Below are 19,734 nucleotides of genomic sequence, written 5' to 3' on the forward strand. Positions count from 1 at the left end.
ATTGATGCCGTGCGGCCGGCAATTGCGTCATGAAGCGGGCGCTCGTCTTTCTGCACAAGTGGCTGGGCGTCGTGCTTGCGCTGTTCTTCCTCATGTGGTTTGCGAGCGGCGTTGTTCTGTACTTTGTGCCGTTTCCGAGCCTCACGCCCGTCGAACGCCTGCAGGCCTTGCCGCTGCTCCAATTGCCGCCGGGGTGCTGCCTGACCGCCGAGGAAGCGGCTCGGCGCGCCGGACTTCGCTTCAGCGAGGCGCGCCTGGGCATGGCGGGTGCGGATCCGGTCTGGCGGCTGCTGGCGCATGAACGGCAGGGCGCTGCCGCACCCCATTGGCGAACGCTCGACGCGCGCAGCGGTGCCTTGCGCCTGCCGCTCGCCAACACGCAGGCGGCCGCGGTGGCCGAGGCCTTCAGCGGGCGCCGCGCGCAGCACGCCGAGCGCCTGGAGCGCGACCAATGGACCGTGCCGCAGGGTCTCGATCCCTATCGGCCGCTGGTGAAGGTCGCATTGGCTGGCGAGGACGGGCTCGAGCTCTATGTTTCGCCGGATGCCGCGGAGGTCGTGCGCGACACGCGCCGTGCCGAGCGCTTCTGGAACTGGCTGGGTGCCGTGCCGCACTGGATCTATCCAACCGTGCTGCGGCGGTTCCCTGCCGCCTGGCACCACGTCGTCGTGTGGCTTTCCCTTCCGGCGACGCTGCTGGCGCTGAGCGGCGTGCTGCTGGGCACCTGGCAGCTTTTCCTGAACCGTTCGCGCTGGATTCCCTATCGCAAGTTCTGGCTGCGCTGGCATCACATCGCCGGGCTGGCGGCAGGCATTTTCACGCTCACATGGATCTGTTCGGGCCTGTTGTCGATGAACCCGTTCGGCGTGTTTTCCGCGCGCGGGGCCACGGCGGACGAGCGCGTGCGCTGGGCCGGTGCACCGGCCGAGGCGCGGCTCGATCCGGCCGAGGCGCTGAGGCAGGCCAACCGGCAGGGCCTTGCGGCGCGTGAACTGGAGCTGCTGCAGGTTGCGGGGCAGCCGTGGTATCGCTTGCAATCCGCCGAAGGCCAATTGCTGGTGCGTGCCGAGACGCGCGATCCGGGGCAGGCCATTGCCGCGCTGCCTGCGGCCACCGTCCAAGCCTTGCTGGCCGCGCTGCGTCCGGAGGCCGGCGCTCCCGCGGTGCGCCGCATCGATTCCTACGACGATCTGTACTACGCACGCGAGGCTGCGGACCCGAACACCCGCCATACCCGTCCGCTGCCCGTGTGGCGCGCCGACTGGACCGATGGCGTGGCCGCCTTCGCGGATCCTGCGTCGGCACGCATTCTGCTGCGCAGCGACGCGTCGGGCCGATGGCAGCGCGTTCTCTACCATGGCCTGCACAGCCTGGACTTCGCGCCGCTTCTCGCGCGCCCGTGGCTGCGGCATGCGCTGGTCCTGGGCTTCTCGCTGCTGGGAATCGGGCTGTGCGTCACGTCTTGCGTGATCGCCTGGCGTGCCCTGGTTCCCTCGCGGCGAAGGCGGGCATCAGCGGCGGGCGCCTTCAGGCCGCAACCGCAATCGGAAAGCGCGCCTGCAGCCCATCCGGCCCGCGCTCGAAAGGCACTGTGACGGCCTCCCTCGCGGCCTGCGGAAGATTGCGCCAGAGGTAGTCGCGCGCGTTGCCTGGGTCGCCGGCCACATAGAGCTGCGTCGTTAGCAGCTCGCGCGTGCCGAGCTTCACCTTGACGTGGATGTGCGGCGTGCGGCCGCTGTAGGGCACCGGGCGGATGGTGCGGAAGCGGTAGCTGCCGTCCTCGCGCACCGAGACGCGGCCGAAGCCCTGGAAGGCGGCGTCGGCGCGGTCGCCGTCGCCGGGGTGGTGGTAGTGGCCGTTCTGATCGCATTGCCAGATCTCGACCTGCGCACCGCGCAGCGGCTTGCCGTCGAGATCGGTCACCGTCCCCTCGACCCAGGCCGGTTGGCCGCCGCGGTAGTCCAGAGTGCCATTGCGCAGCAGATCGCCATCGGAATCCTGCGGCAGGCGGACGGGATAAAAGGGCCCTTCGGTCTGCGAGGGCGTTGCGAGCCGGCTGGCCGCCGGCTGGGCGCGGACACCCAGCCAGAGTGAGGGCATGGCAACGAGCGCTGCGGCGACGGTGCGCCGGGGAAGGCCGGGTGCTGGCAGGGCGTTCATGGCAGGTCAGAGCCGTGCAGCATGCGCCGAGTTCCGCGCGCGGGTCAACGGTCTTCGGCCGTGTTTGAATGCACCGGTGAATCCGAAATCTCCCATGCCCGAACAGCTGCTACTCCCAGGCATCGATCCCGCGCCGCCGCCACTGCGCCGGGCGCGCCGCACCGCACCACCCAAGGAGCGCCTGCCGCGCTCGCTGTTCTTCGCGATCTTTCCGCGGCCCGAAGATGCCGCGTCGATTGCCGTGCTGGCGGCGCGTCTCAAGGGCCGGCACGCGCTCAAGGGTAAGCTGACCGAGGCGCATCGCCTGCATGTCACGCTGCATCACCTCGGACACTTTCCGGCGGTGCCACGCGAAAAGGTGCAAGCGGCCCTGGAGGCGGCTGCCGCCGTGGCGCCGCCGTCGTTCGAGGTGGTGTTCGACGAGGCCATGCGCTTCGAGCAGAGCAAGGCCTTTGTGCTGTGCGGCGGCGGCACCTCGGCGCTTGCGGCATTCAGGCAGCGCCTTGGCGAGGCGCTGGCGGATGCGGGCTTCAAACCCGAGCGCGGCTTCACGCCCCACATGACGCTGGCCTACACGCCGCGCAAGATCGAGCCACATTTGGTCGAGCCGGTCCGGTGGATGGCCGACTCGTTCTCGCTGATCGAAAGCCACGTCGGCGAGGGCATTCACGAGGTGCTGGGGCGGTGGCCTTCGGGCCGGGCGGCCTGAGGCGTGACGCATCGTCTGTTGTGCATCGCGCCTGTGTGATTTGTATCTGTTCTTCGACGATCGGATGGCGACAATGAGGCTTCGCTGAACGGAAGCCAAGAATGACGTCGCAGACCCGAGACCAGATTGCCGACCGGATCGCCGCCGAGCTGGGCCACAGCTTCGAGGGCGAGCTCGTTGCCGGCGGCAACTACATCCCCGTCGTGCGCGACGGCCGCACGCTCTACACCAGCGGCCAGGTGCCGCGCGTGGGCACCACGGTGGTCGTCACCGGCCGCGTGGGCGACCAGGTGCCGCTCGGCAAGGCCCGCGAGGCCGCGCAGATCTGCGCCTTGCGCTGCCTGGCGCTGCTGCGCCGCGAGCTCGGCTCGCTCGACGGCATCGAGAAGGTGCTGCGCGTTGGCGTCTTCGTGCAGTGCACGGCCGATTTCACACAGCAAAGCGAAGTGGCCGATGCGGCCTCCGAGCTGCTGCACCGCGTGTTCGGCGATGCCGGCGTGCATGTGCGCACCGCCGTTGGCGTCTATGCGCTGCCGAAGAACGCGAGCGTCGAGCTGGAGATGACGGTGGCGGCCAAGGAGAGTGCAGGCCGAAGCAGCTAGCGCTTCGGCAGGCCGGTGATGTCCTGCGCAAGCGAGGCGATCGTCAGCGGCGCGCAGCCTTCGGCATTGTTGCTCACCGTGACGTAGGCCAGCTGGCCCGCGCCGGTGGTGCCCGCGATCACGCGGGCCAGCGCCTCGCGCGTCTCGGGGTCGGGATCGACGATCCGGTCGAACGGGCCGTAGAGCTTTTCCGCATCTTCATAGCCGAAGCGGCCGTGGCGGCGGTGCAGGTTCCAGCGGCACACCAGCGGCCCGGGCCAGAGTGCGCGCAGCATCGGCAGCTGGTCCTCGATCGGCGGCATCTTGGCGTGCAGGCCCATGCAGAAGGTGGCGCCCACGCTGCGCAGCATGGCGGCGAAGGCGGGGCAAAGCAGTTGCGGGTCGCGCACTTCGACTGCAATCACGGCATCCGGCGCCGTCGGCTTCAGGCCTGGCAGTGCCTCGAGCATTTCGCCGATGCGTGCGAGCAGCGCGGGCTGGTCGGCCAGCAGCTGCGCAGGAATCGGGCTCAGCTGGAACACCAGCGCGCCGATGCGGTGGCCCAACCCTTCGAGCGCCGGCTGCACGAATTCCTGGATCGCGATCTCGCTGTTCAGGAACACCGGGTTGACCTGCGTGCCGCGGCCGCTTTCGTCGCGCACGGTGGCATCGGTCACGAGGCTCGGCGCCTTCACCACGAAGCGGAAGTCGTCGGGCACCATGGCCGCGTAGCGCGCGTACTGGCTGGCCGTGAGCGCGCGGTAGAAGTTGCGGTCCAGGCTCACCGTGCGGAAAAGCGGATGGCGGGCGAGGGCAGACAGTCCGCTCTTCGACAGCACCGTTTCGGCGTATTCGCCATCCCAGACGAGGTTGGCCCAGCCGGGATAGCTCCAAGAAGAGGTGCCGAGCCGCAGGCCGGCCGGGAGCGCCGCGGCCAGCTCGACCAGTGCCGGGTCGGCGGGTGCCGGTGCCACGATGGCGCCGCGCGGCTTCTTCTTCTTCGCGGGCGGATCGGCCTCGGCCTCCGGCGGCACAGTGGAGGGCGCCTCGGTCGGACGCGGAAGATCGGGAAAAAGGGAGTCCTGCACTTCATCAGCCATGTTGGGGCCGCATTCTCGGCCAACATCGGGTGGCCTCGCGGCGCCGGGCACAATCCGCGCCATGAAACAGTGGTTGCGCACGCAGGGTGGCTGGTGGCTGGCATGGCTGGTCCTCACGGCCGTGGGCGCGGTGTGGCTCGCGCGCGCCGAGCTCGCGCAGCTGCAGCAGGATTTCGAGACCGACGCGCGCATCGCGCACCGGCTCATGAGCCAGCAGGTGGTGCAATACGACGCGGTGCTGGCCACGCTCGCGCTGCTCGAACCCGGCGACGGCGCCGACCGCCCGGAGCAGCGCCTGCCATCGGTCTATCCGTCGATCCTGCGCGTGCAGCGGCGCGAACGCGACCAGGCCTGGCCCGACGAGAAGCAGGCCGGCACACTGGCCGCCGCGGAAGCGCGTTCGCGCAGCGAGCGCCGCGCCGAACTGGCGGGACTGGACCTCGCGCAGGGCCGCTACCAGCTCGTGATGGGCGCGACGCCGATCAGCTACGCCCTCGAAATCGATCTGGCCGGCACGGTGCCGTGGCGCGACTGGCCGATGGACCCGAAGCAGAGCCCGGTGCGCGTGAGCTTGCAACGCGGCGGGCAGCAGTTCGTCGTGCAACCGGGGCGGGCGGAAGCGGATGCGAGTGGCTGGCGCTTCGGCCTCACCAAGCCCCTGGCCTCGCCGAGCCAGCCTTTCGACCTCGTGGCCGAACGTCGTGTGGGCTGGGCCGAGCTGCCATGGCGCGGCATCGCCGGCTGGGCCGCGGCGACGGCGCTGCTGCTGGCCGGCCTGTGGGCCGCGCAGCGCCAGCGCATCGCGCGCCGCCGGGCCGAAGAGCTGCTGCGCCTTGGCCAGGTGGCGCGTCTCAATGCCCTGGGCGAGCTCTCGGCGGGGCTGGCGCACGAACTGAACCAGCCGCTCACGGCCGTGCTGGCCAATACCCAGGCCGCGCGCCGGCTGCTCGACGACGATCCGCCCGACCTGGCCACGGCGCGCAATGCAATGAGCCAGGCCGTGGAGCAGGCGCGCCGCGCGGCCGGCGTGGTCGGCCGGCTGCGCCGCGTGATCGAACGCCCCGAAGCCGGCGGCAACGTGAAGCCGCTGGTGTTGCAGGAGGTGGTGCGCAGCGCCATGCACCTGCTGGCGCCCGAGTTCGCGCAGCGCGGCGTTGCGGCGCAGTTCGACGCCACCGCGCAGGCGCCGGTGCGCGTGCAGGCCGAAGCGGTGGCGCTCGAGCAGATCGTGCACAACCTGCTGATGAACGCATTGCAGGCGCTCGACCTGGTGCCCGCGTCCGAGCGCCGCCTTTCTGTTTCGGTAGGGCGCAATGGGCAGGAGGGTGTGCTGACTGTGACCGACAACGGACGCGGCATCGCGCCCGAAGCCATGCCGCGCCTCTTCGAGCCTTTCTTCAGCACGCGCGAAGGCGGACTGGGCCTTGGCCTGAGCCTCAGCGAAACACTGGCGAGCGGCATGGGCGGCAGCCTGTCCGCGGCCAATGCGGCGCCGCGCGGCGCACGCTTCACGCTGCTGCTGCCGCTGGTGGCCGCCTCCACGGAGCGCATGGCATGAACAGCACCTTGGCCACCCATCAGCCGCAATCGCCGCTGATCCATCTCATCGACGACGACCAGGCGGTGCGCGACAGCCTGTCGCTCTTGATCGGCACGGTCGGCCTGCGGGTGCAGGGCTGGGCCGACCCGCAGGCCTTCATCGATGGCTTCGACCGCGCGAGCGTCGGCGCCATCGTGCTCGACGTGCGCATGCCCGGCATCAGCGGCCTCACGGTGCTCGACCGGCTCATGGCGCAGGGCGTCGACCAGCCGGTGATCATGCTCACGGGCCACGGCACGGTCGAGATGTGTCGCCGCGCCTTCAAGGCCGGCGCGGCCGAGTTCCTGGAGAAACCGGTGGACGACGAGCAACTGCTCGAAGCCCTGCAGCAGGCGGTGCGCCAGCATGTGCGCTCGCGCGAACGCTCGCAGGCCGACAGCGCGGCGCGCGAGCGCGTGGCACAGCTGTCGGAGCGCGAGCGCGAAGTGCTTGCCTTCATCGTGCAGGGCCTGACCAACAAGGAGATCGCACGCGTGCTCGCGCTGTCGCCGCGCACGGTCGAGACGCACCGCGCCAACCTGTTCGCGAAGCTCGACTGCGATTCGCTCGCGCAGCTGATCCGGCGCTACGCGGTGCTGGTGGCCGGGCAAGACTGAAAGGCGCGCTCCGTGGCGCTCCGTAGAACTACGGAGCCCGGGCGTAGCCGTACGAATGGCCTCGGCGGACGGTGTTTTCTACAGTGGCGCAGCCGCCGGCAAACAGCCGGCGCCGTCACCCCGCATCCACTGGAGAAATCAAAAATGCGTTCCAACCTTCGTTTCGGCGCTCTCGCCATCCTGCTTGCCGCATCGGCCGTCCAGGCCCAGGCGCCTGCACCCGCGGTGCGTACCGAGAAGAACATTTCGCTCGCGCTGGCCAACCAGATCGCGGCCGAAGCCGTGGCCGCCTGCGCCGCCAACGGCTACAACGTGGCCGCCACCGTGGTCGACCGCGCCGGCACCGTGCGTGCCGTGCAGCGTGCCGACAACGCCGGCCCGCACACGCTGGCATCGAGCGAGCGCAAGGCATGGACCTCGGCATCGGCCAAGGGCGCGACGCAAGCCATGATGGAAGGCGCGCAGAAGAACCCCGGCGCCGCCAACCTGGTGTACCTGCCGGGCTTCCTGCTGCTGGGCGGCGGCGTGCCGGTGAAGTCGGGCAACGAAGTGATCGGCGCCGTGGGCGTCGGCGGTGCGCCGGGCGGCCACCTGGACGACCAGTGCGCCAACGCCGCCATCGAGAAGGTCAAGGGCCAGTTGGGCTGATGATGAAGCACGGCATCTGCTCCGGGCTGCTGGCGGTCGCGCTCGGGCTGGGCGCATCGGCCGGTGTGTCGGCCCAGGTGCCGCCGCAGGCCGCCGAGCTGCTGGCCTATGAAGGGCTGCACCGGGCGGCCTGGCACGGCGACTTGCCGAAGCTCAAGAGCCTGGCCGCTTCCGGCGCCAATCTGGATGCACGCGATGCGCGGGGCCGCACGCCCTTGCACGTTGCCACCCATGCACGGCAGCGCGAGGCCGTGAAGCTGCTTGCCAAGGCCGGCGCAAACCTCGACCTGCTCGACGACGACCGCTACGACGCCGTCACCATCGCCTCGGTGGCCGACGATGCCGCGACGCTCGCGCTGCTGCTGTCGCTCGGTGCGAAGGCCGGACAGGTGACCAGCCGCTACGACGGCACTGCGCTCATTGCCGCCGCGCACCTGGGCCATGACGAAGTGGTGCGGCAGCTGATCGCGGCCGGCGCACCGCTCGATCACGTCAACAACCTGCACTGGACGGCGGTGACCGAATCGATCGTGCTCGGCGACGGCGGCCCGCGCCACCAGCGCACGCTGGCCGCGTTGATCGATGCCGGCGCCAACCTTGCGCTGGCCGACCGGCAGGGCAACACGCCGCTGCAGCTGGCCCGGGCCCGCGGCTACACGGCCATGGTGAAGCTGCTGGAAGCGCCGCGCGCAAGATAGGTCAAGGCGGCTCGGGGACAATCGGAGCCTCACCACGAGGAAATTGCCCCATGTACATGCCGCCGCAATTCAATGCCAAGGACCCGGCCATCGCGCTGGAGCTGATGCGTGCACATCCCTTCGCCAGCCTGATCTCGAACGACGACGAGGGCCTGCCCTACGTCTCCCACCTGCCGCTGGTGGCCGAGCAGCAGGACGGCGGCCAGCTGGTGCTGCTGGGCCACTGCGCCAAGCCCAATCCGCACTGGCGCTACCTGCAGGCGCGGCCGCAGGCGGTAGCCACCTTTCTCGGTCCGCATGCCTACCTGTCGCCCTCGGTCTATCCGGACCTCGCGCGCGTGCCGACCTGGAACTACCTGGTGGTGCACTGCACCGTCCAGGCCCGGCTGATCGAGGAGCCCGCGGCCAAGGACGCGCTGCTCAAGAAGCTCATCGGCGAGCACGAGCCTGGCTACGCACAGCAATGGCGCGACCTGGGCGAGGAGTTCCAGCTCAAGATGCTGGCCGGCATCGTCGGGTTCGAGCTGCGCGTGAGCGCGCTGCAATGCAAGGTCAAGCTGAACCAGCACCGGCGCGAATCGCACGCCGCCATGCATGCCGTCTACAGCGCCGGCACGCCCGACGAGAAGGCGCTGGCCGTGTGGATGGAGCGCCTCGGCATGACGGCCGAAGCGCCGGTGGCGGAGGGAAGCTGAGATGCGCATGTTCGGACTGGTCGGCCTGCTGCTGGCGCTCGTGATCGCCGGGGTGGTGGCGAAGAAGCAGATGGCGAGCGTGGCTGCCCCTGCGCTGCCGTCCGCGGCCGGCGAGGCGCCCGCCGATCCCCATACGCAGGTCCAGCAGGTGCAAAAGCAGGTCAAGGAAGCGCTCGACGCCGCGGCGCAGGCGCGCAAGATGCCGGATGACAACTGAGCCCGCTTCCAAGCCCACGGACGATGCGCACTGGATGGCGCTCGCGCTGGCCGAGGCGCGCCTGGCGGCCGAGGCGGGCGAGGTGCCGGTCGGCGCGGTGCTGGTCAGGAACGGGCAGCTCGTTGCCACCGGGCGCAACACGCCGGTCGCACAGCACGACCCGAGCGCCCACGCCGAGATCAACGCACTGCGCGCCGGCGCCGCCGCGCTCGGCAACTACCGGCTCGACGGCTGCGAGCTGTTCGTCACGCTCGAGCCCTGCGCGATGTGCGCGGGCGCCATGCTGCATGCGCGGCTCGCGCGCGTGGTGTTCGGTGCGGCCGATCCCAAGACCGGCGCGGCCGGCTCGGTGCTCGACCTCTTTGCCGAACCCCGGCTCAACCACCGCACGCAGGTGCAGGGCGGCGTGCTGGCCGCGGAGTGCAGCGCGCTGCTGCAAGGCTTCTTCCAGCAGCGCCGCGATGCGGCGCGCGAGCAGGCCCAGCCCCTGCGCGACGATGCGCTGCGCACGCCGCCCGAGCGCTTCGATGCGCTCGCCGGCTACGCCTTCGAGCCGCGCTACATCCATGACCTGCCCAGCCTGCAAGGCTGGCGCATGCACTACCTCGACGAGGGGCCGCGGGATGGCTCCGCCGCGGCTTGCCTTTGCCTTCATGGTCCGGGCGAATGGGGCTACTTCTTTCGCCACCTCGTCGGTGCGCCCGGGCTGCGCACGCTGGTGCCCGACCTGATCGGCTTCGGCAAGAGCGACAAGCCCAAGCGCGAAGCGACGCACCGCATCGAATGGCACTGCCAGGTCCTGAACGAATGGCTCGACCGCCTGCAGCCGCCGCCGATGGTGCTGGTCCACAGCGCCGCGGCTACCGGCCTGGCCACGCGGCTGCATGCCGAAAAGGGCAGCCTGTTTGCAGCCGTGCTGCTCGCGCCCGAAGGCGGCGAGCCGGTGGGCGGTGCATGGCGCGCGCCGTTCCCCGACCGCGGCTACCAGGCCGCGCTGCGCGCGCTCGGCCCCATGGCGTCGTCGTCCGGCCCGAGCGCGCAGCAGGCAGCGCTGCTCGCCCAGGAGGTGCGCAACGCAATGGGATACTCGACGCCGTGAGCAAACACATCTACATCTATTCCCCCTCCAGCGCGATTCGCGACAAGGCCGCCTTCCGGCGTGGCGTGGCAAGACTCAAGGCGCTGGGCTACGAGGTCGAAATCGACGAGGCCGCGCTGGCCGTGCACCAGCGCTTTGCGGGCGACGACGCCACGCGCCTCGCTGCCATCAGCCGCGCTGCCGCGAGCGGCGCCGACATTGCGCTGATCGCACGCGGCGGCTACGGACTCACGCGCATCCTCGAGGCCATTCCGTACAAGGCCGTGGCCAAGGCCATCGGGCGCGGCACCGAATTCGTCGGCCTCAGCGACTTCACCGCGTTGCAGTGCGCACTGCTTGCCAAGACCGGCGCCGTGACCTGGGCCGGCCCCGCAGTCGGCGAAGACTTCGGTGCCGAAGGCGGCGCGGACGACATCATGGAAGCCTGCTTCGACGACCTGGTGAGCGGGCAGGGTGAAGGCACCGGCTGGCGCATGCCGGTGCGCGACGCGGGCCTCAAGGTGAAGCCCGTGCACGACGCCACCCTGTGGGGCGGCAACCTGTGCGTGCTCGCGAGCCTGCTCGGAACACCCTATTTCCCCGCAGTGGAGAAGGGCGTGCTCTTCATCGAGGACACCAACGAGCATCCCTACCGCATCGAACGCATGCTCGACCAACTGCGCATGGCCGGCGTGCTGGCCAGGCAGCGCGCCATCGTCTTCGGCCAGTTCACGGGCATGCGCAAGGTGCCGGGCTACGACCGCGGCTTCGGGTTCGATGCGGTGGTCGATCGGCTGCGCGCCACGCTCAAGGTGCCTGTGCTCACGGGTCTGCCTTTCGGGCACGTGCCGACCAAGGTGCTGCTGCCCGTGGGCGCGAAGGTCGAGCTGGCGGCCGAGGGGCGCGACGTCTTCATGGTGTGGGGCCACCGGCATGGCGACCACGGCCACGACCATGACCATGACCATGACCATGACCATGACCATGACCATGCGCATTGAACGCGAAGCGCCGCGGTATCCTTCAGTGGGTGAAGCGCTGATGGGCGCGCGGGCCCATCGAGCCGGGCAGTCCGCCCTTGAACATGCTGTTGATGGTTTTCATCTGGCGGCGGGCAGCGGCTTCGCCGTCGATGGCGCTCAGTGCAACCATCACGTCCTGCCGCAGGTACCAGAGCGCTTCCACGTCGGACGCAAAGCGCACACGCTGCGCCACGCGCTGGACCGAGTGCCCGCCGTGCGCCTGCAGCACCGACAGCATGGCGGCCCGTATGCGTCCCAGCTGGTTCTCTCCCACCCGGGGAGACCCGATACCGGGAATTCCGAGGAGGCGGAAAAAACGACGAAGAAGCAGCATGTGGACTAAAGGCGTATTGCCGGGAGCCAGGACGGTCGCTACCTTAAGCCTCGGACGCCCGATTCACAAGTTCTGAAACACTGTTTCTTGTTTGTAAACAACACACTTTACGTTGCACTTAAAGCTGGCATAGGGATTTGAGTACAAAAGTAATATAGGTAGGCCGCTGTCACAGCATGGACGTCAATTCCACAGTCGTATTCGCAGACCTGACCGGAAGCTCCAGGGTTTTCGAAGCCATGGGAAATGCGCGCGCCACCGACACGGTGACGCGGCTGACCCAATGGATCGGCAGCGTCTGCCAGGCACACGGCGGCAGGGTCGTGAAGTCGCTCGGCGATGGCGTGTTCGCCATTTTTTCGAACGCGGCCACCGCCATGCAGGCAGTGATCGAGCTGCAGCGCTATCACCAGAAGCGTCTCATGACCTGGCCCGTGCCGCTGCGTATGGCGCTGCAGATCGGCGTTGCAAGCGGCGAGGTGGTCGAGGTCGAGGGCGACTGCTTCGGCGATGCCGTCAACCTGGCGTCGCGGCTGAGCGACCTGGCGGGACCGGGGCAGATCTGGGCCACCGATGCGGCCATTGCGCAGCTGGGCGAGACGGCTGTGCGGCATCGCGACCTGGGGCTCATCACCATTCGCGGGCGCAGCGAGATGTCGGCGGTCCACCGCATCGACTGGCAGGAGGAAATGACCTCGTTCCTCACGCTGCCGGCCGCGCTGACGCCGCTGCGGCTGCCCGATTCTTCGCTGGGGCAGATCGAACTGGCGTGGCTCGATGTGCGGTCCACCTTCCGCACCGAAGAACTGCCGATCCACCTCGGGCGCGTGAGTGACGCGCAGTTCGTGGTCAACGATCCGCGCGTCTCCAGGCTGCATGCGCGCATCGAACTGCGGCATGGCAGTTGCGTGCTGACCGACCTGAGCACCTACGGCACCTGGGTCCGGTTTCACGGCAACGGCGGGCCGAGCCAGGAAGTGGCGCTCAGGCGCGAGGAATGCGTGCTGCACGGACGCGGCGAGATCGGCCTGGGCGCGCCGCTGAGCGATTTCACCGCACCGACGATTGCGTTCAATACCGCCGGCGCCGAAGTGCAGCTTTCGCGCCGCGAGATCACGAGCTGAGCGGCATGGGCCGCGCAGTGACGTTTGGCAACGATCCGGCGAGGCGGCAGGTGCACTCGCAGGGAGCCTCGGGCGTTGCAACCACCATGGGTGCTGGCCGTCAGCACCTTCTCAAGGGAGCTGCAGTGAAAGTCAAAAACAAGCGTTCTTCTGTCTTCAAATGGGTGGCCCTTGGCGCAATTGCGGCCAGTGCGCTGCTCGCCGCGGGCGCGGCCAGCGCGCGCGGAAGCTGGTCGGTGCAGATCGGCGCGGGTGGCTATCCGGCGCCGTACTACGCGCCGCCGCCCGCCTACTATCCGGCGCCGATCTACTATGCGCCGGCCCCGCCGGTCTACTACCGTCCGCCGCCGCCCGTGTACTACCGGCCGGCGCCCGTCTATGCGCCGCAGCCCGGACGGATCTACTACGGGCCGGGCTACCCGTATCGCCCGCCGAACGGCGACGAGTGGGACAACGACCGGGAATACGAAGACCGGGACTGAACGGCCAAGTGCCGCGCTCAGCGCGGCGCGGACAGGATAGCGGAGAGTTCGCCCATGTCGATGGGCTTTTGCAGGTGGTGGTCGAACAGGGTTGCGGCGCCGGCCGCCTCTTCCTGCGAAAAACCCGAAATGGCAACGAGCAGCCGAGGGCCGCGGTCCGCCGCAGCCGAACGCAGCCGCCGTGCCACCTCGGTGCCGGGAAAGTCGGGCAGCGTGAGGTCGATGAGCGCCGCATCGAAGCGCTCCTCGGCCGCCGCATCCATGGCCTGTTGCGCCGTGTAGGTGCAGCGGGCGGTATGGTCCTGCAGCGTCAGCAGTTCCTGCAGCAGGTCTGCCGCGGCTTCGTTGTCATCGACGATCAGCACATTCATCCACGCAGTATCCCGGCCAATCGCCTCCCGTGCAGTAGGAGGGCGCCTACGCCCGCACTTGCGCCGCAGTCGTGGTGGCGGCCTGCAGCGGCAGTTCGACATGGAACAGCGAGCCTTCGCCGGATCGGCTCTCCACCTCGATGCGCCCGCCGTGCAGGCCCACGATCTTGCGCGTGATGTAGAGCCCGAGGCCCAGCCCGGGCGCGTGCTTGCGGCTGCTGTCGGTGCGTTCGAACTGCTCGAAGATGCGCTCCTGGTCTTCGGGCGCAATGCCGATGCCCTGGTCGCGCACGGTGATGTGCGCGGTGCCGTCCCGCTCGTACAGCATCATCTCCACGGGCTTGCCGCCGCCGTAGCGCAGCGCATTGGTCAGCAGGTTGGTCAGCACCTGCTCGATGCGGAACTCGTCCCACACGCCGCGCAGCTCGGCCGGCGCTTCCAATGCAATGACAGAGCCCGCGGCCTCGGCTTGCTGCTTCAGGCCTTCCACCACGGCCCGCGCGAGCGCGGCCAGGTCGACCGGCTTGGGCTGGATCGACAGCGCGTCCCTTCGCATGCGCGTGACGTCGAGCATGTCGTCGATCAGCCGCACCATGTTGCGGATCTGCCGCTGGTCGCGCTCGATCATGGCGGGCAGGCGATCCGCGGCAAAGGACTCCAGCTTGCCCCTGGACACCTGGACCTGGCGCAGTTGCGTTTCGAGGTACAGGGTGTTGAGCGGCGTGCGCAGCTCGTGCGAGACCATCGACATGAAGTCGTCGCGCATGCGCACCGCGCGTTCGAGTTCGTGCTGCGTGTGGCGCAGCTGCTGGACCAGTTCTTCCTGCTTCTGGTTGGCCACCGCGAGCGCATTCATTTCGTGCCGCAGCGCCTTGCGGTGGCGGTACAGGTCGACGAACACGTTGACCTTGCTCGTGACGGCATGCGGATCGAGCGGCTTGTACAGGAAGTCGACCGCGCCGCTTTCGTAGCCCTGGAAGGCGTAGTTCGAATCGCGGCCGGCCGCCGTCACGAAGATGATCGGGATGTGCCGCGTGCGCTCCGTGCCGCGCATCAGCTCGGCCAGTTCGAAGCCGTTCATGCCGGGCATCTGCACGTCGAGGATGGCCAGCGCGAACTCGTGGTCCAGCAGCATCGCGAGCGCCTCCTCGGCCGAGGAGGCGCGGTACACCGCGCGCCCCGCCCCCCGGATCAGGGCTTCGAGCGCAAGAAGGTTCTCGGGCAGGTCATCGACGATCAGCAGCTTGCTTTCGACGTCAATGGGCATGGGCGGACTCCAGTTGCAGCAGCAAAGTGCGAAGCTCGCGCAGGGCAAGCACGTGATCGGGGGAATGGCGGGCAATGGCTGCCCGGGGCATGGTGGGAATCTGGGCTTCCTCCGGGTCCTGGACGGCGGTGATGCCGCCGTCCATGTGAATGCGCAAGAGGCCTTCGGCGCCGTCTTCGTTCGCGCCCGTGAGCAGGAACCCGGCGAGCGCGGGGCCGTAGGCATCGGCGGCCGAAGCCATCAGCACGTCGATCGACGGCCGCGAAAAGTGCACGGGCGGCTCGCAGCTGAGCGAAAAGCATCGATCGCGCTCGATCGACAGGTGATAGCCGGGCGGCGCGAAATACAGGCTGCCGGGCTCGACCGGCATCTTGTCGGCGGCCTCGTGCACCGGCATGTGCAGCCGCTCGGCAAAGATATCGGCCAGGTGGCTCTGGTGCCCTTCGGGCAGGTGCAGGACGACCACCACCGGAAGCCGCCACTGCGGCGGAATGCCGTGCAGGAGTGCCAGCAGCGCCTCGATGCCGCCCGCGGACGCGCCGACCACCACGGCTTCGATGCGCCTGCCCGGGGAGTGGAGAGCATTCGGCTTCATGTGGCCTTGCGGTAGATGCGCTCTGGCTGCGAATGGGCGTCGAAGCGCTCGGCGTAGCTCGAGAAGTCGATGCTCTCCTTCGCGCCCAGGCCCAGGAAGCCGCGGTGGCAGAGCGATTCGTGGAACAGGCCGAGCGCGCGGTCCTGCAGCTCGCGGTTGAAATAGATGAGCACGTTGCGGCACGAGACGAGTTGCGTCTCGGCAAAGACGCTGTCGGTGGCCAGGCTGTGGTCGGCAAAGATGACGTCGGCGCACAGCGCCGGGTCGAAGCGCGCGGCGTCGTAGGCCGCGGTGTAGTAGTCCGAGAAGGAGCTGCGCCCGCCGGCGCGCTGGTAGTTGGCCGTGTAGCCGCGGATCGATTCGATCGGAAAGATGCCCTGGCGCGCCTTTTCGAGCGAGGCGGGGTTGATGTCGGTGGCATAGATCTGCGTGCGGGAGAGCAGGCCTTCCTCGCGCAGCAGGATGGCCAGCGAAAAGACCTCCTCGCCGGTGCTGCAGCCCGCCACCCACACCTTCAGGGACGCATAGGTGTGCAGGATCGGCACCACGTGCCGGCGCAGCGCCAGGAAGTAGGCCGGGTCGCGGAACATCTCGCTCACGGGGATCGTCAGGTATTCGAGCAGCCGGCCGAACAGCAGCGGATCGCGCAGCACCTTCTCCTGCAATGCCGAGATGCTCGGCAGCCCGAGCTGTGCCAGCGCGTGCAGCACGCGGCGCTTCTGCGAAGCCACGGTGTAGTTGCGGAAGTCGTAGCTGTAGCGCAGGTAGATGGCTTCCATCAACAGCCGCAGCTCGATCTCCGTGTTACTCAACGCGGATGGCAAGGGCAGCGATGCGGCATTTGGGTTCACAGCCGCTCCATTTTGGGCATCCACACGCGCAGAAGCGAGAACAGGCGCTCCAAATCCACAGGCTTGGCCAGGTAGTCGCTGGCGCCCGCGGCCAGGCACTGCTCGCGGTCGTCCTTCATGGCCTTGGCGGTGATGGCGATCACGGGCAGCTTCTCGAAGCGCGGGTCCGCGCGCAGCCGGCGCGTGGCCTCCAGTCCGTCCATTTCCGGCATCATCACATCCATCAGCACCAGGTCGATCTCGCGCGCCTGATCGAGCTTCTGGAGCGCCTCGCGGCCGTTGCGGCCGATCTCGACCGCAGCGCCGCGCTGCTCAAGCGCGCTCGTGAGCGCGAAGAGGTTGCGCACGTCGTCGTCCACCAAAAGGACGGTGCGGCCCTCGAAGATGCGGTCGCGCCCGCGCGCCGCCTTCAGCATGCCCTGGCGCTCGCTGGACAGCTCGGCCTCGACCTTGTGCAGGAACAGCGTGACCTCGTCCAGCAGGCGTTCCGGCGAGCGTGCGCCCTTGATGATGATGGAGCGCGAATAGCGCTGCAGCTCGGCTTCCTCGCCGCGCGTGAGGTTGCGCCCGGTGTAGACGATCACCGGCGGGAACGAGACGATTTCTTCCGACGCCATGCGCTTGAGCAGCTCGCTGCCCTGCATGTCGGGCAGGTGCAGGTCGGTGATCATGCAGTCGAAGACGCGCCTGCGCAGCAGTTCGAGCGCCTCTTCGCCGGAGCCCACGGCGGCGATCTCGATGTCCTCGTCGCCGATCAGCCGGATCACGCTTTCGCGCTGCAGCGCATCGTCCTCGACCAGCAGCACGGCCTTTACCTTCTGCGTGAGCTTTTCCTCGAGACGGGCGAACACCTGCATCAGCTCGGCGCGCGTGGCCGGCTTCTGCGCATAGCCGATGGCGCCCATGTGCAGGGCGGCGGCCTGCGCGTCGTCGGCGGCCGAGACCACGTGGATCGGGATGTGGCGCGTCTGCGGCGAATCCTTCAGGCGCTGCAGCAGGCCGAGCCCGGTGCTGTCCGGAAGGCGCATGTCGAGCAGGATGGCATCGGGCAGGAACTGGTGCGCCAGTTCGAATCCGTCGGCCGCGCCATGGGCGACCAGGCAGCGGTAGCCGAGCTCGTGCGCCAGGTCGTAGAGGATGTGCGCGAACTGCGGCTCGTCCTCGATCACGAGCACCTGGCGCACCTGGTCGGGCGGCAGCGTTCGGTCGTCGGCAAAGGAGGGCGGCGGCACGGCAACGGGCGGCGAAGGTGCCGCGGGCGTGGGGTGCGCGGCAGGGAATGGCGTGCGCGCCGCTGCGGACCTGGCGGGCGCCGCAGCCGGGGGCCGAGCTGCTTGTTGCGGGGCCTGTGGCGCCGCGGCCGGCAGCTGCAGCGTGAAGGTGCTGCCCTGTCCGGGCTGGCTTTGCAGCGTGAGCGTGCCGCCCAGCAGGCGCGTGAGGTCGCGCGAGATCGAAAGTCCCAGGCCGGTGCCGCCGTAGCGTCGGCTGGTGGTGCCGTCGGCTTGCTGGAAGGCTTCGAAGATCAGCTCCTGCTGCTCGGGCGCAATGCCGATACCCGAATCGCTCACTGCGAAGACCGCGCCGCCGTTCGCAGCCGCCGACACGATGAGTGCCACCTCGCCGCTGTTGGTGAACTTGATCGCATTGGAGAGCAGGTTCTTCAGGATCTGCTCGACGCGGTGACGGTCGGTGGCCAGCGTGGCGGGCGTGCCGGGCTGCATCTCCAGGCGGAAGGCCAGCTGCTTCTCGGCGGCCAGCGGCCCGAAGGTGCTCTCCAGGCTCTGCGCGAGCTTGCCCGGCGCCACCTCCTCGATCACCACTTCGAGCTTGCCCGCCTCGACCTTGGAGATGTCGAGGATGTCGTTGATCAGCACCAGCAGGTCGTTGCCCGACGCGTAGATCGATTCAGCAAACTTCACCTGCTCCGGGCTCAGGTTGCCCTGCGGGTTGTCGGCGAGCAGCTTGGCCAGGATCAGCGCGCTGTTGAGCGGCGTGCGCAGCTCGTGCGACATGTTGGCCAGGAACTCGGACTTGTAGCGGCTGGCGCGCTGCAGTTCGTCGGCGCGGTCTTCCAGGTCGCGCTGCACGCGGCGCAGGGCCGCGTTGCGCTGGTCGAGCGCCTCGGTGCGCTCGGAGAGCTGGCTGTTGGTCTGCTCCAGCTCGGCCTGCTGGTTCTCCAGCATGGCCTGCGAAGCCCGCAGCGCACGCGACTGCTCCTCGAGCTCTTCATTGGCGGTGCGCAGCTCTTCCTGCTGCACCTGCAGTTCCTCGTTCAGCTGCTGCGTTTCGGCCAATGCGTCCTGCAACTGCTCGCGGTAGCGCGCCGCCGCGAGGGAGTCGCCGATGTCCTCGGCCACCAGATCGAGCAGTTCGTTGGTCCGCGTATCGGGCACGCCCGGCAGGCCGAGCTCGACCACGCCGTTCACCATGCCGTCGCTCGACACGGGCACCAGCAGCACGGCCGCGGGCGCCATCTCGCCGAGGCCCGAATTGACCTTCAGGTAGTCGGCCTGGATCGGCTCGACCAGCATGCGGCGCCGTTCAGCCGCCGCCTGGCCGACCAGGCTCTGGGTCGGCGAGAACACCTGCGGCGAGGCTTCGGCCTCCATCGAGAAGCCGTAGCTCGCGGCGCGGCGCAGCGTGCCTTGCCGCTCGCGCACGTACAGCGCACCGACCGCGCTGCCCAGGTAGCGCGAGAAGAAGGCCAGGACCTTGCGTCCCAGGTCGTTGGCATTCAGTTCGCCCACCAGTTCGCCCACCAGCTCGGTCTGCGCGCTGCGCAGCCAGGCCTGCTGCGCCAGCCGCTCGGCGTGCGCGGCCTGGTCCCGCAGCACCGCGTCGTAGCTGTTCGAAAGCCGCACGAGCTGCCGGCGGCCGAAGTAGGCCACCATGCCGGTGAACACCAGGGTGAACAGCAGGAACACGGCCACCACCAGCCAGGCCGTGCGGTTGACCTCTTCGTTGCGCTGGTACCGCAGGCCCTCCTCGGTGTCCATGAAGGCCGCGAACTCGGCGCGCATGTCGTCGCGCAGCTGGTTGCCCCGGACTTGCCGCACCGCCTGCTGGTAGTTGCCGCCGGCGCGGCGCAGGGCGATCAGCTCCTGCGCGAATCCGTTCCAGGCATCCTGGAGCGTCGCGATGCGCTCGACCCGCTCCGCCTGCTGACGGTTGTCCAGCACCATTTCGCGCAGCGCGGCGGTGTCGCTCCTGATCTTCGGCAGCGCGCTCTGGTAGGGCTCGAGAAAGCTTTCCTCGCCGGTGATCAGGAAACCGCGCAGGCCCGTTTCCATGTCGATGCTGCGGCGCTGCAGGTCGCTGGCACTGCGCGTCACGCGGTCGGTGTGCTCGACCCGGCCGATGGTGATCAGCAGGAACACGATCAGGCTGACGAACACCAGGGCGCCGACGAGGCCGCCAAGCAGCGGCCACTTGAGGTTGCGGCTCAGCAGGCGGTCGAAGTCGTCGGGGTCGATCGCGGTCGGCGTTTTCATTCGGACAGGATTTGTAAGCAAAACTTTTGAAGTTTTGCCGAATTCTGGAGTGCTGGGTGTCGGAGAAGGCCCCGATACCGTTTTGCAGCGGCGCGGTCGCTATACTGTTGTTTTA

The 19,734-nt window shown here is 68.8% G+C and carries 21 protein-coding genes; 13 read left to right on the forward strand and 8 right to left on the reverse strand.

The annotated features are described in order from the left end of the window. The first annotated feature begins 29 nt into the window (after positions 1 to 29). Positions 30 to 1,595, forward strand: a complete 1,566-nt coding sequence (locus L1081_RS07435) for a PepSY domain-containing protein (RefSeq protein WP_489415849.1) — start codon at positions 30 to 32, stop codon at positions 1,593 to 1,595. On the opposite strand, the gene L1081_RS07440 is transcribed toward L1081_RS07435, so the two are convergent. Then, positions 1,528 to 2,160 (reverse strand): dioxygenase family protein, encoded by a 633-nt coding sequence (locus L1081_RS07440; protein WP_489415850.1) that lies wholly within the window; start codon positions 2,158 to 2,160, stop codon positions 1,528 to 1,530. The genes L1081_RS07435 and L1081_RS07440 overlap by 68 nt on opposite strands. A 94-nt stretch (positions 2,161 to 2,254) precedes the next feature. On the opposite strand from L1081_RS07440, the gene thpR reads away from it, so the two are divergent. Beyond that, positions 2,255 to 2,869: an RNA 2',3'-cyclic phosphodiesterase gene (gene thpR, locus L1081_RS07445; protein WP_489415851.1), complete on the forward strand. Its 615-nt coding sequence runs from the start codon at positions 2,255 to 2,257 to the stop codon at positions 2,867 to 2,869. A gap of 101 nt (positions 2,870 to 2,970) precedes the next feature. Further along, positions 2,971 to 3,471 carry an Atu1372/SO_1960 family protein gene (locus L1081_RS07450; protein ID WP_489415852.1) on the forward strand — a complete coding sequence of 167 codons (501 nt, stop codon included), beginning with the start codon at positions 2,971 to 2,973 and terminating at the stop codon, positions 3,469 to 3,471. On the opposite strand, the gene L1081_RS07455 is transcribed toward L1081_RS07450, so the two are convergent. Then, positions 3,468 to 4,550: a DUF72 domain-containing protein gene (locus tag L1081_RS07455; protein ID WP_489415853.1), complete on the reverse strand. Its 1,083-nt coding sequence runs from the start codon at positions 4,548 to 4,550 to the stop codon at positions 3,468 to 3,470. The genes L1081_RS07450 and L1081_RS07455 overlap by 4 nt on opposite strands. Positions 4,551 to 4,611: 61 nt before the next feature. On the opposite strand from L1081_RS07455, the gene L1081_RS07460 reads away from it, so the two are divergent. From L1081_RS07460 to L1081_RS07495, 8 genes are all read left to right on the forward strand, one after another. Further along, the gene (locus L1081_RS07460; protein ID WP_489415854.1) at positions 4,612 to 6,108 is read left to right on the forward strand and encodes an ATP-binding protein; all 1,497 of its coding nucleotides are present in this window, start codon (positions 4,612 to 4,614) and stop codon (positions 6,106 to 6,108) included. Further along, a complete protein-coding gene (locus L1081_RS07465) occupies positions 6,105 to 6,746 on the forward strand; it encodes a response regulator (RefSeq protein ID WP_489415855.1) in 642 nt (213 codons plus the stop codon). Before L1081_RS07460 ends, L1081_RS07465 begins: the two co-directional genes overlap by 4 nt. Before the next feature lie 144 nt (positions 6,747 to 6,890). After that, positions 6,891 to 7,394, forward strand: a complete 504-nt coding sequence (locus L1081_RS07470) for a heme-binding protein (protein ID WP_489415856.1) — start codon at positions 6,891 to 6,893, stop codon at positions 7,392 to 7,394. Next, complete coding sequence (locus L1081_RS07475) at positions 7,394 to 8,092, forward strand: ankyrin repeat domain-containing protein (RefSeq protein ID WP_489415857.1); 699 nt, start codon at positions 7,394 to 7,396, stop codon at positions 8,090 to 8,092. The genes L1081_RS07470 and L1081_RS07475 overlap by 1 nt, the downstream gene beginning before the upstream one ends. 50 nt (positions 8,093 to 8,142) lie before the next feature. Continuing rightward, positions 8,143 to 8,787, forward strand: a complete 645-nt coding sequence (locus L1081_RS07480) for an FMN-binding negative transcriptional regulator (protein ID WP_489415858.1) — start codon at positions 8,143 to 8,145, stop codon at positions 8,785 to 8,787. A 1-nt stretch (position 8,788) separates the two neighbouring features. Continuing rightward, positions 8,789 to 9,004 (forward strand): hypothetical protein, encoded by a 216-nt coding sequence (locus tag L1081_RS07485; RefSeq protein WP_489415859.1) that lies wholly within the window; start codon positions 8,789 to 8,791, stop codon positions 9,002 to 9,004. Beyond that, positions 8,994 to 10,103 (forward strand): tRNA adenosine(34) deaminase TadA, encoded by a 1,110-nt coding sequence (gene tadA, locus L1081_RS07490; protein WP_489415860.1) that lies wholly within the window; start codon positions 8,994 to 8,996, stop codon positions 10,101 to 10,103. Before L1081_RS07485 ends, tadA begins: the two co-directional genes overlap by 11 nt. Next, positions 10,100 to 11,083: an LD-carboxypeptidase gene (locus tag L1081_RS07495; RefSeq protein WP_489415861.1), complete on the forward strand. Its 984-nt coding sequence runs from the start codon at positions 10,100 to 10,102 to the stop codon at positions 11,081 to 11,083. The genes tadA and L1081_RS07495 overlap by 4 nt, the downstream gene beginning before the upstream one ends. 22 nt (positions 11,084 to 11,105) lie before the next feature. Here the strand turns inward: L1081_RS07495 and L1081_RS07500 are convergent, their stop codons facing one another. Then, entirely contained in the window at positions 11,106 to 11,342 is a 237-nt protein-coding gene (locus L1081_RS07500; protein WP_489415862.1) for a hypothetical protein, read from the reverse strand. A 272-nt stretch (positions 11,343 to 11,614) separates the two neighbouring features. On the opposite strand from L1081_RS07500, the gene L1081_RS07505 reads away from it, so the two are divergent. Both L1081_RS07505 and L1081_RS07510 read left to right on the forward strand, forming a co-directional pair. Then, complete coding sequence (locus L1081_RS07505) at positions 11,615 to 12,562, forward strand: adenylate/guanylate cyclase domain-containing protein (RefSeq protein ID WP_489415863.1); 948 nt, start codon at positions 11,615 to 11,617, stop codon at positions 12,560 to 12,562. A gap of 125 nt (positions 12,563 to 12,687) precedes the next feature. Then, on the forward strand, positions 12,688 to 13,044 hold the full coding sequence (locus L1081_RS07510) for a hypothetical protein (RefSeq protein WP_489415864.1): 357 nt from the start codon (positions 12,688 to 12,690) through the stop codon (positions 13,042 to 13,044). Between the two features lie 17 nt (positions 13,045 to 13,061). Here the strand turns inward: L1081_RS07510 and L1081_RS07515 are convergent, their stop codons facing one another. From L1081_RS07515 to L1081_RS07535, 5 genes are read right to left on the reverse strand one after another with little or no spacing between them, the layout of a single operon-like run. Then, a complete protein-coding gene (locus tag L1081_RS07515) occupies positions 13,062 to 13,415 on the reverse strand; it encodes a response regulator (protein WP_489415865.1) in 354 nt (117 codons plus the stop codon). 46 nt (positions 13,416 to 13,461) lie between these two features. Beyond that, positions 13,462 to 14,682, reverse strand: coding sequence for an ATP-binding protein (locus L1081_RS07520; RefSeq protein WP_489415866.1), 1,221 nt, complete (start codon positions 14,680 to 14,682; stop codon positions 13,462 to 13,464). Further along, the gene (locus tag L1081_RS07525; protein WP_489415867.1) at positions 14,672 to 15,277 is read right to left on the reverse strand and encodes a chemotaxis protein CheB; all 606 of its coding nucleotides are present in this window, start codon (positions 15,275 to 15,277) and stop codon (positions 14,672 to 14,674) included. Before L1081_RS07525 ends, L1081_RS07520 begins: the two co-directional genes overlap by 11 nt. Beyond that, entirely contained in the window at positions 15,274 to 16,128 is an 855-nt protein-coding gene (locus L1081_RS07530; RefSeq protein ID WP_489415868.1) for a CheR family methyltransferase, read from the reverse strand. Before L1081_RS07530 ends, L1081_RS07525 begins: the two co-directional genes overlap by 4 nt. Continuing rightward, a complete protein-coding gene (locus L1081_RS07535) occupies positions 16,125 to 19,619 on the reverse strand; it encodes a response regulator (RefSeq protein WP_489415869.1) in 3,495 nt (1,164 codons plus the stop codon). Before L1081_RS07535 ends, L1081_RS07530 begins: the two co-directional genes overlap by 4 nt. Positions 19,620 to 19,734 lie beyond the last annotated feature (115 nt).

The sequence above is a fragment of the Variovorax sp. MSC1_012 genome (genome assembly GCF_023667525.1).
Taxonomy (GTDB): Bacteria; Pseudomonadota; Gammaproteobacteria; order Burkholderiales; family Burkholderiaceae_C; genus Variovorax; species Variovorax beijingensis_B.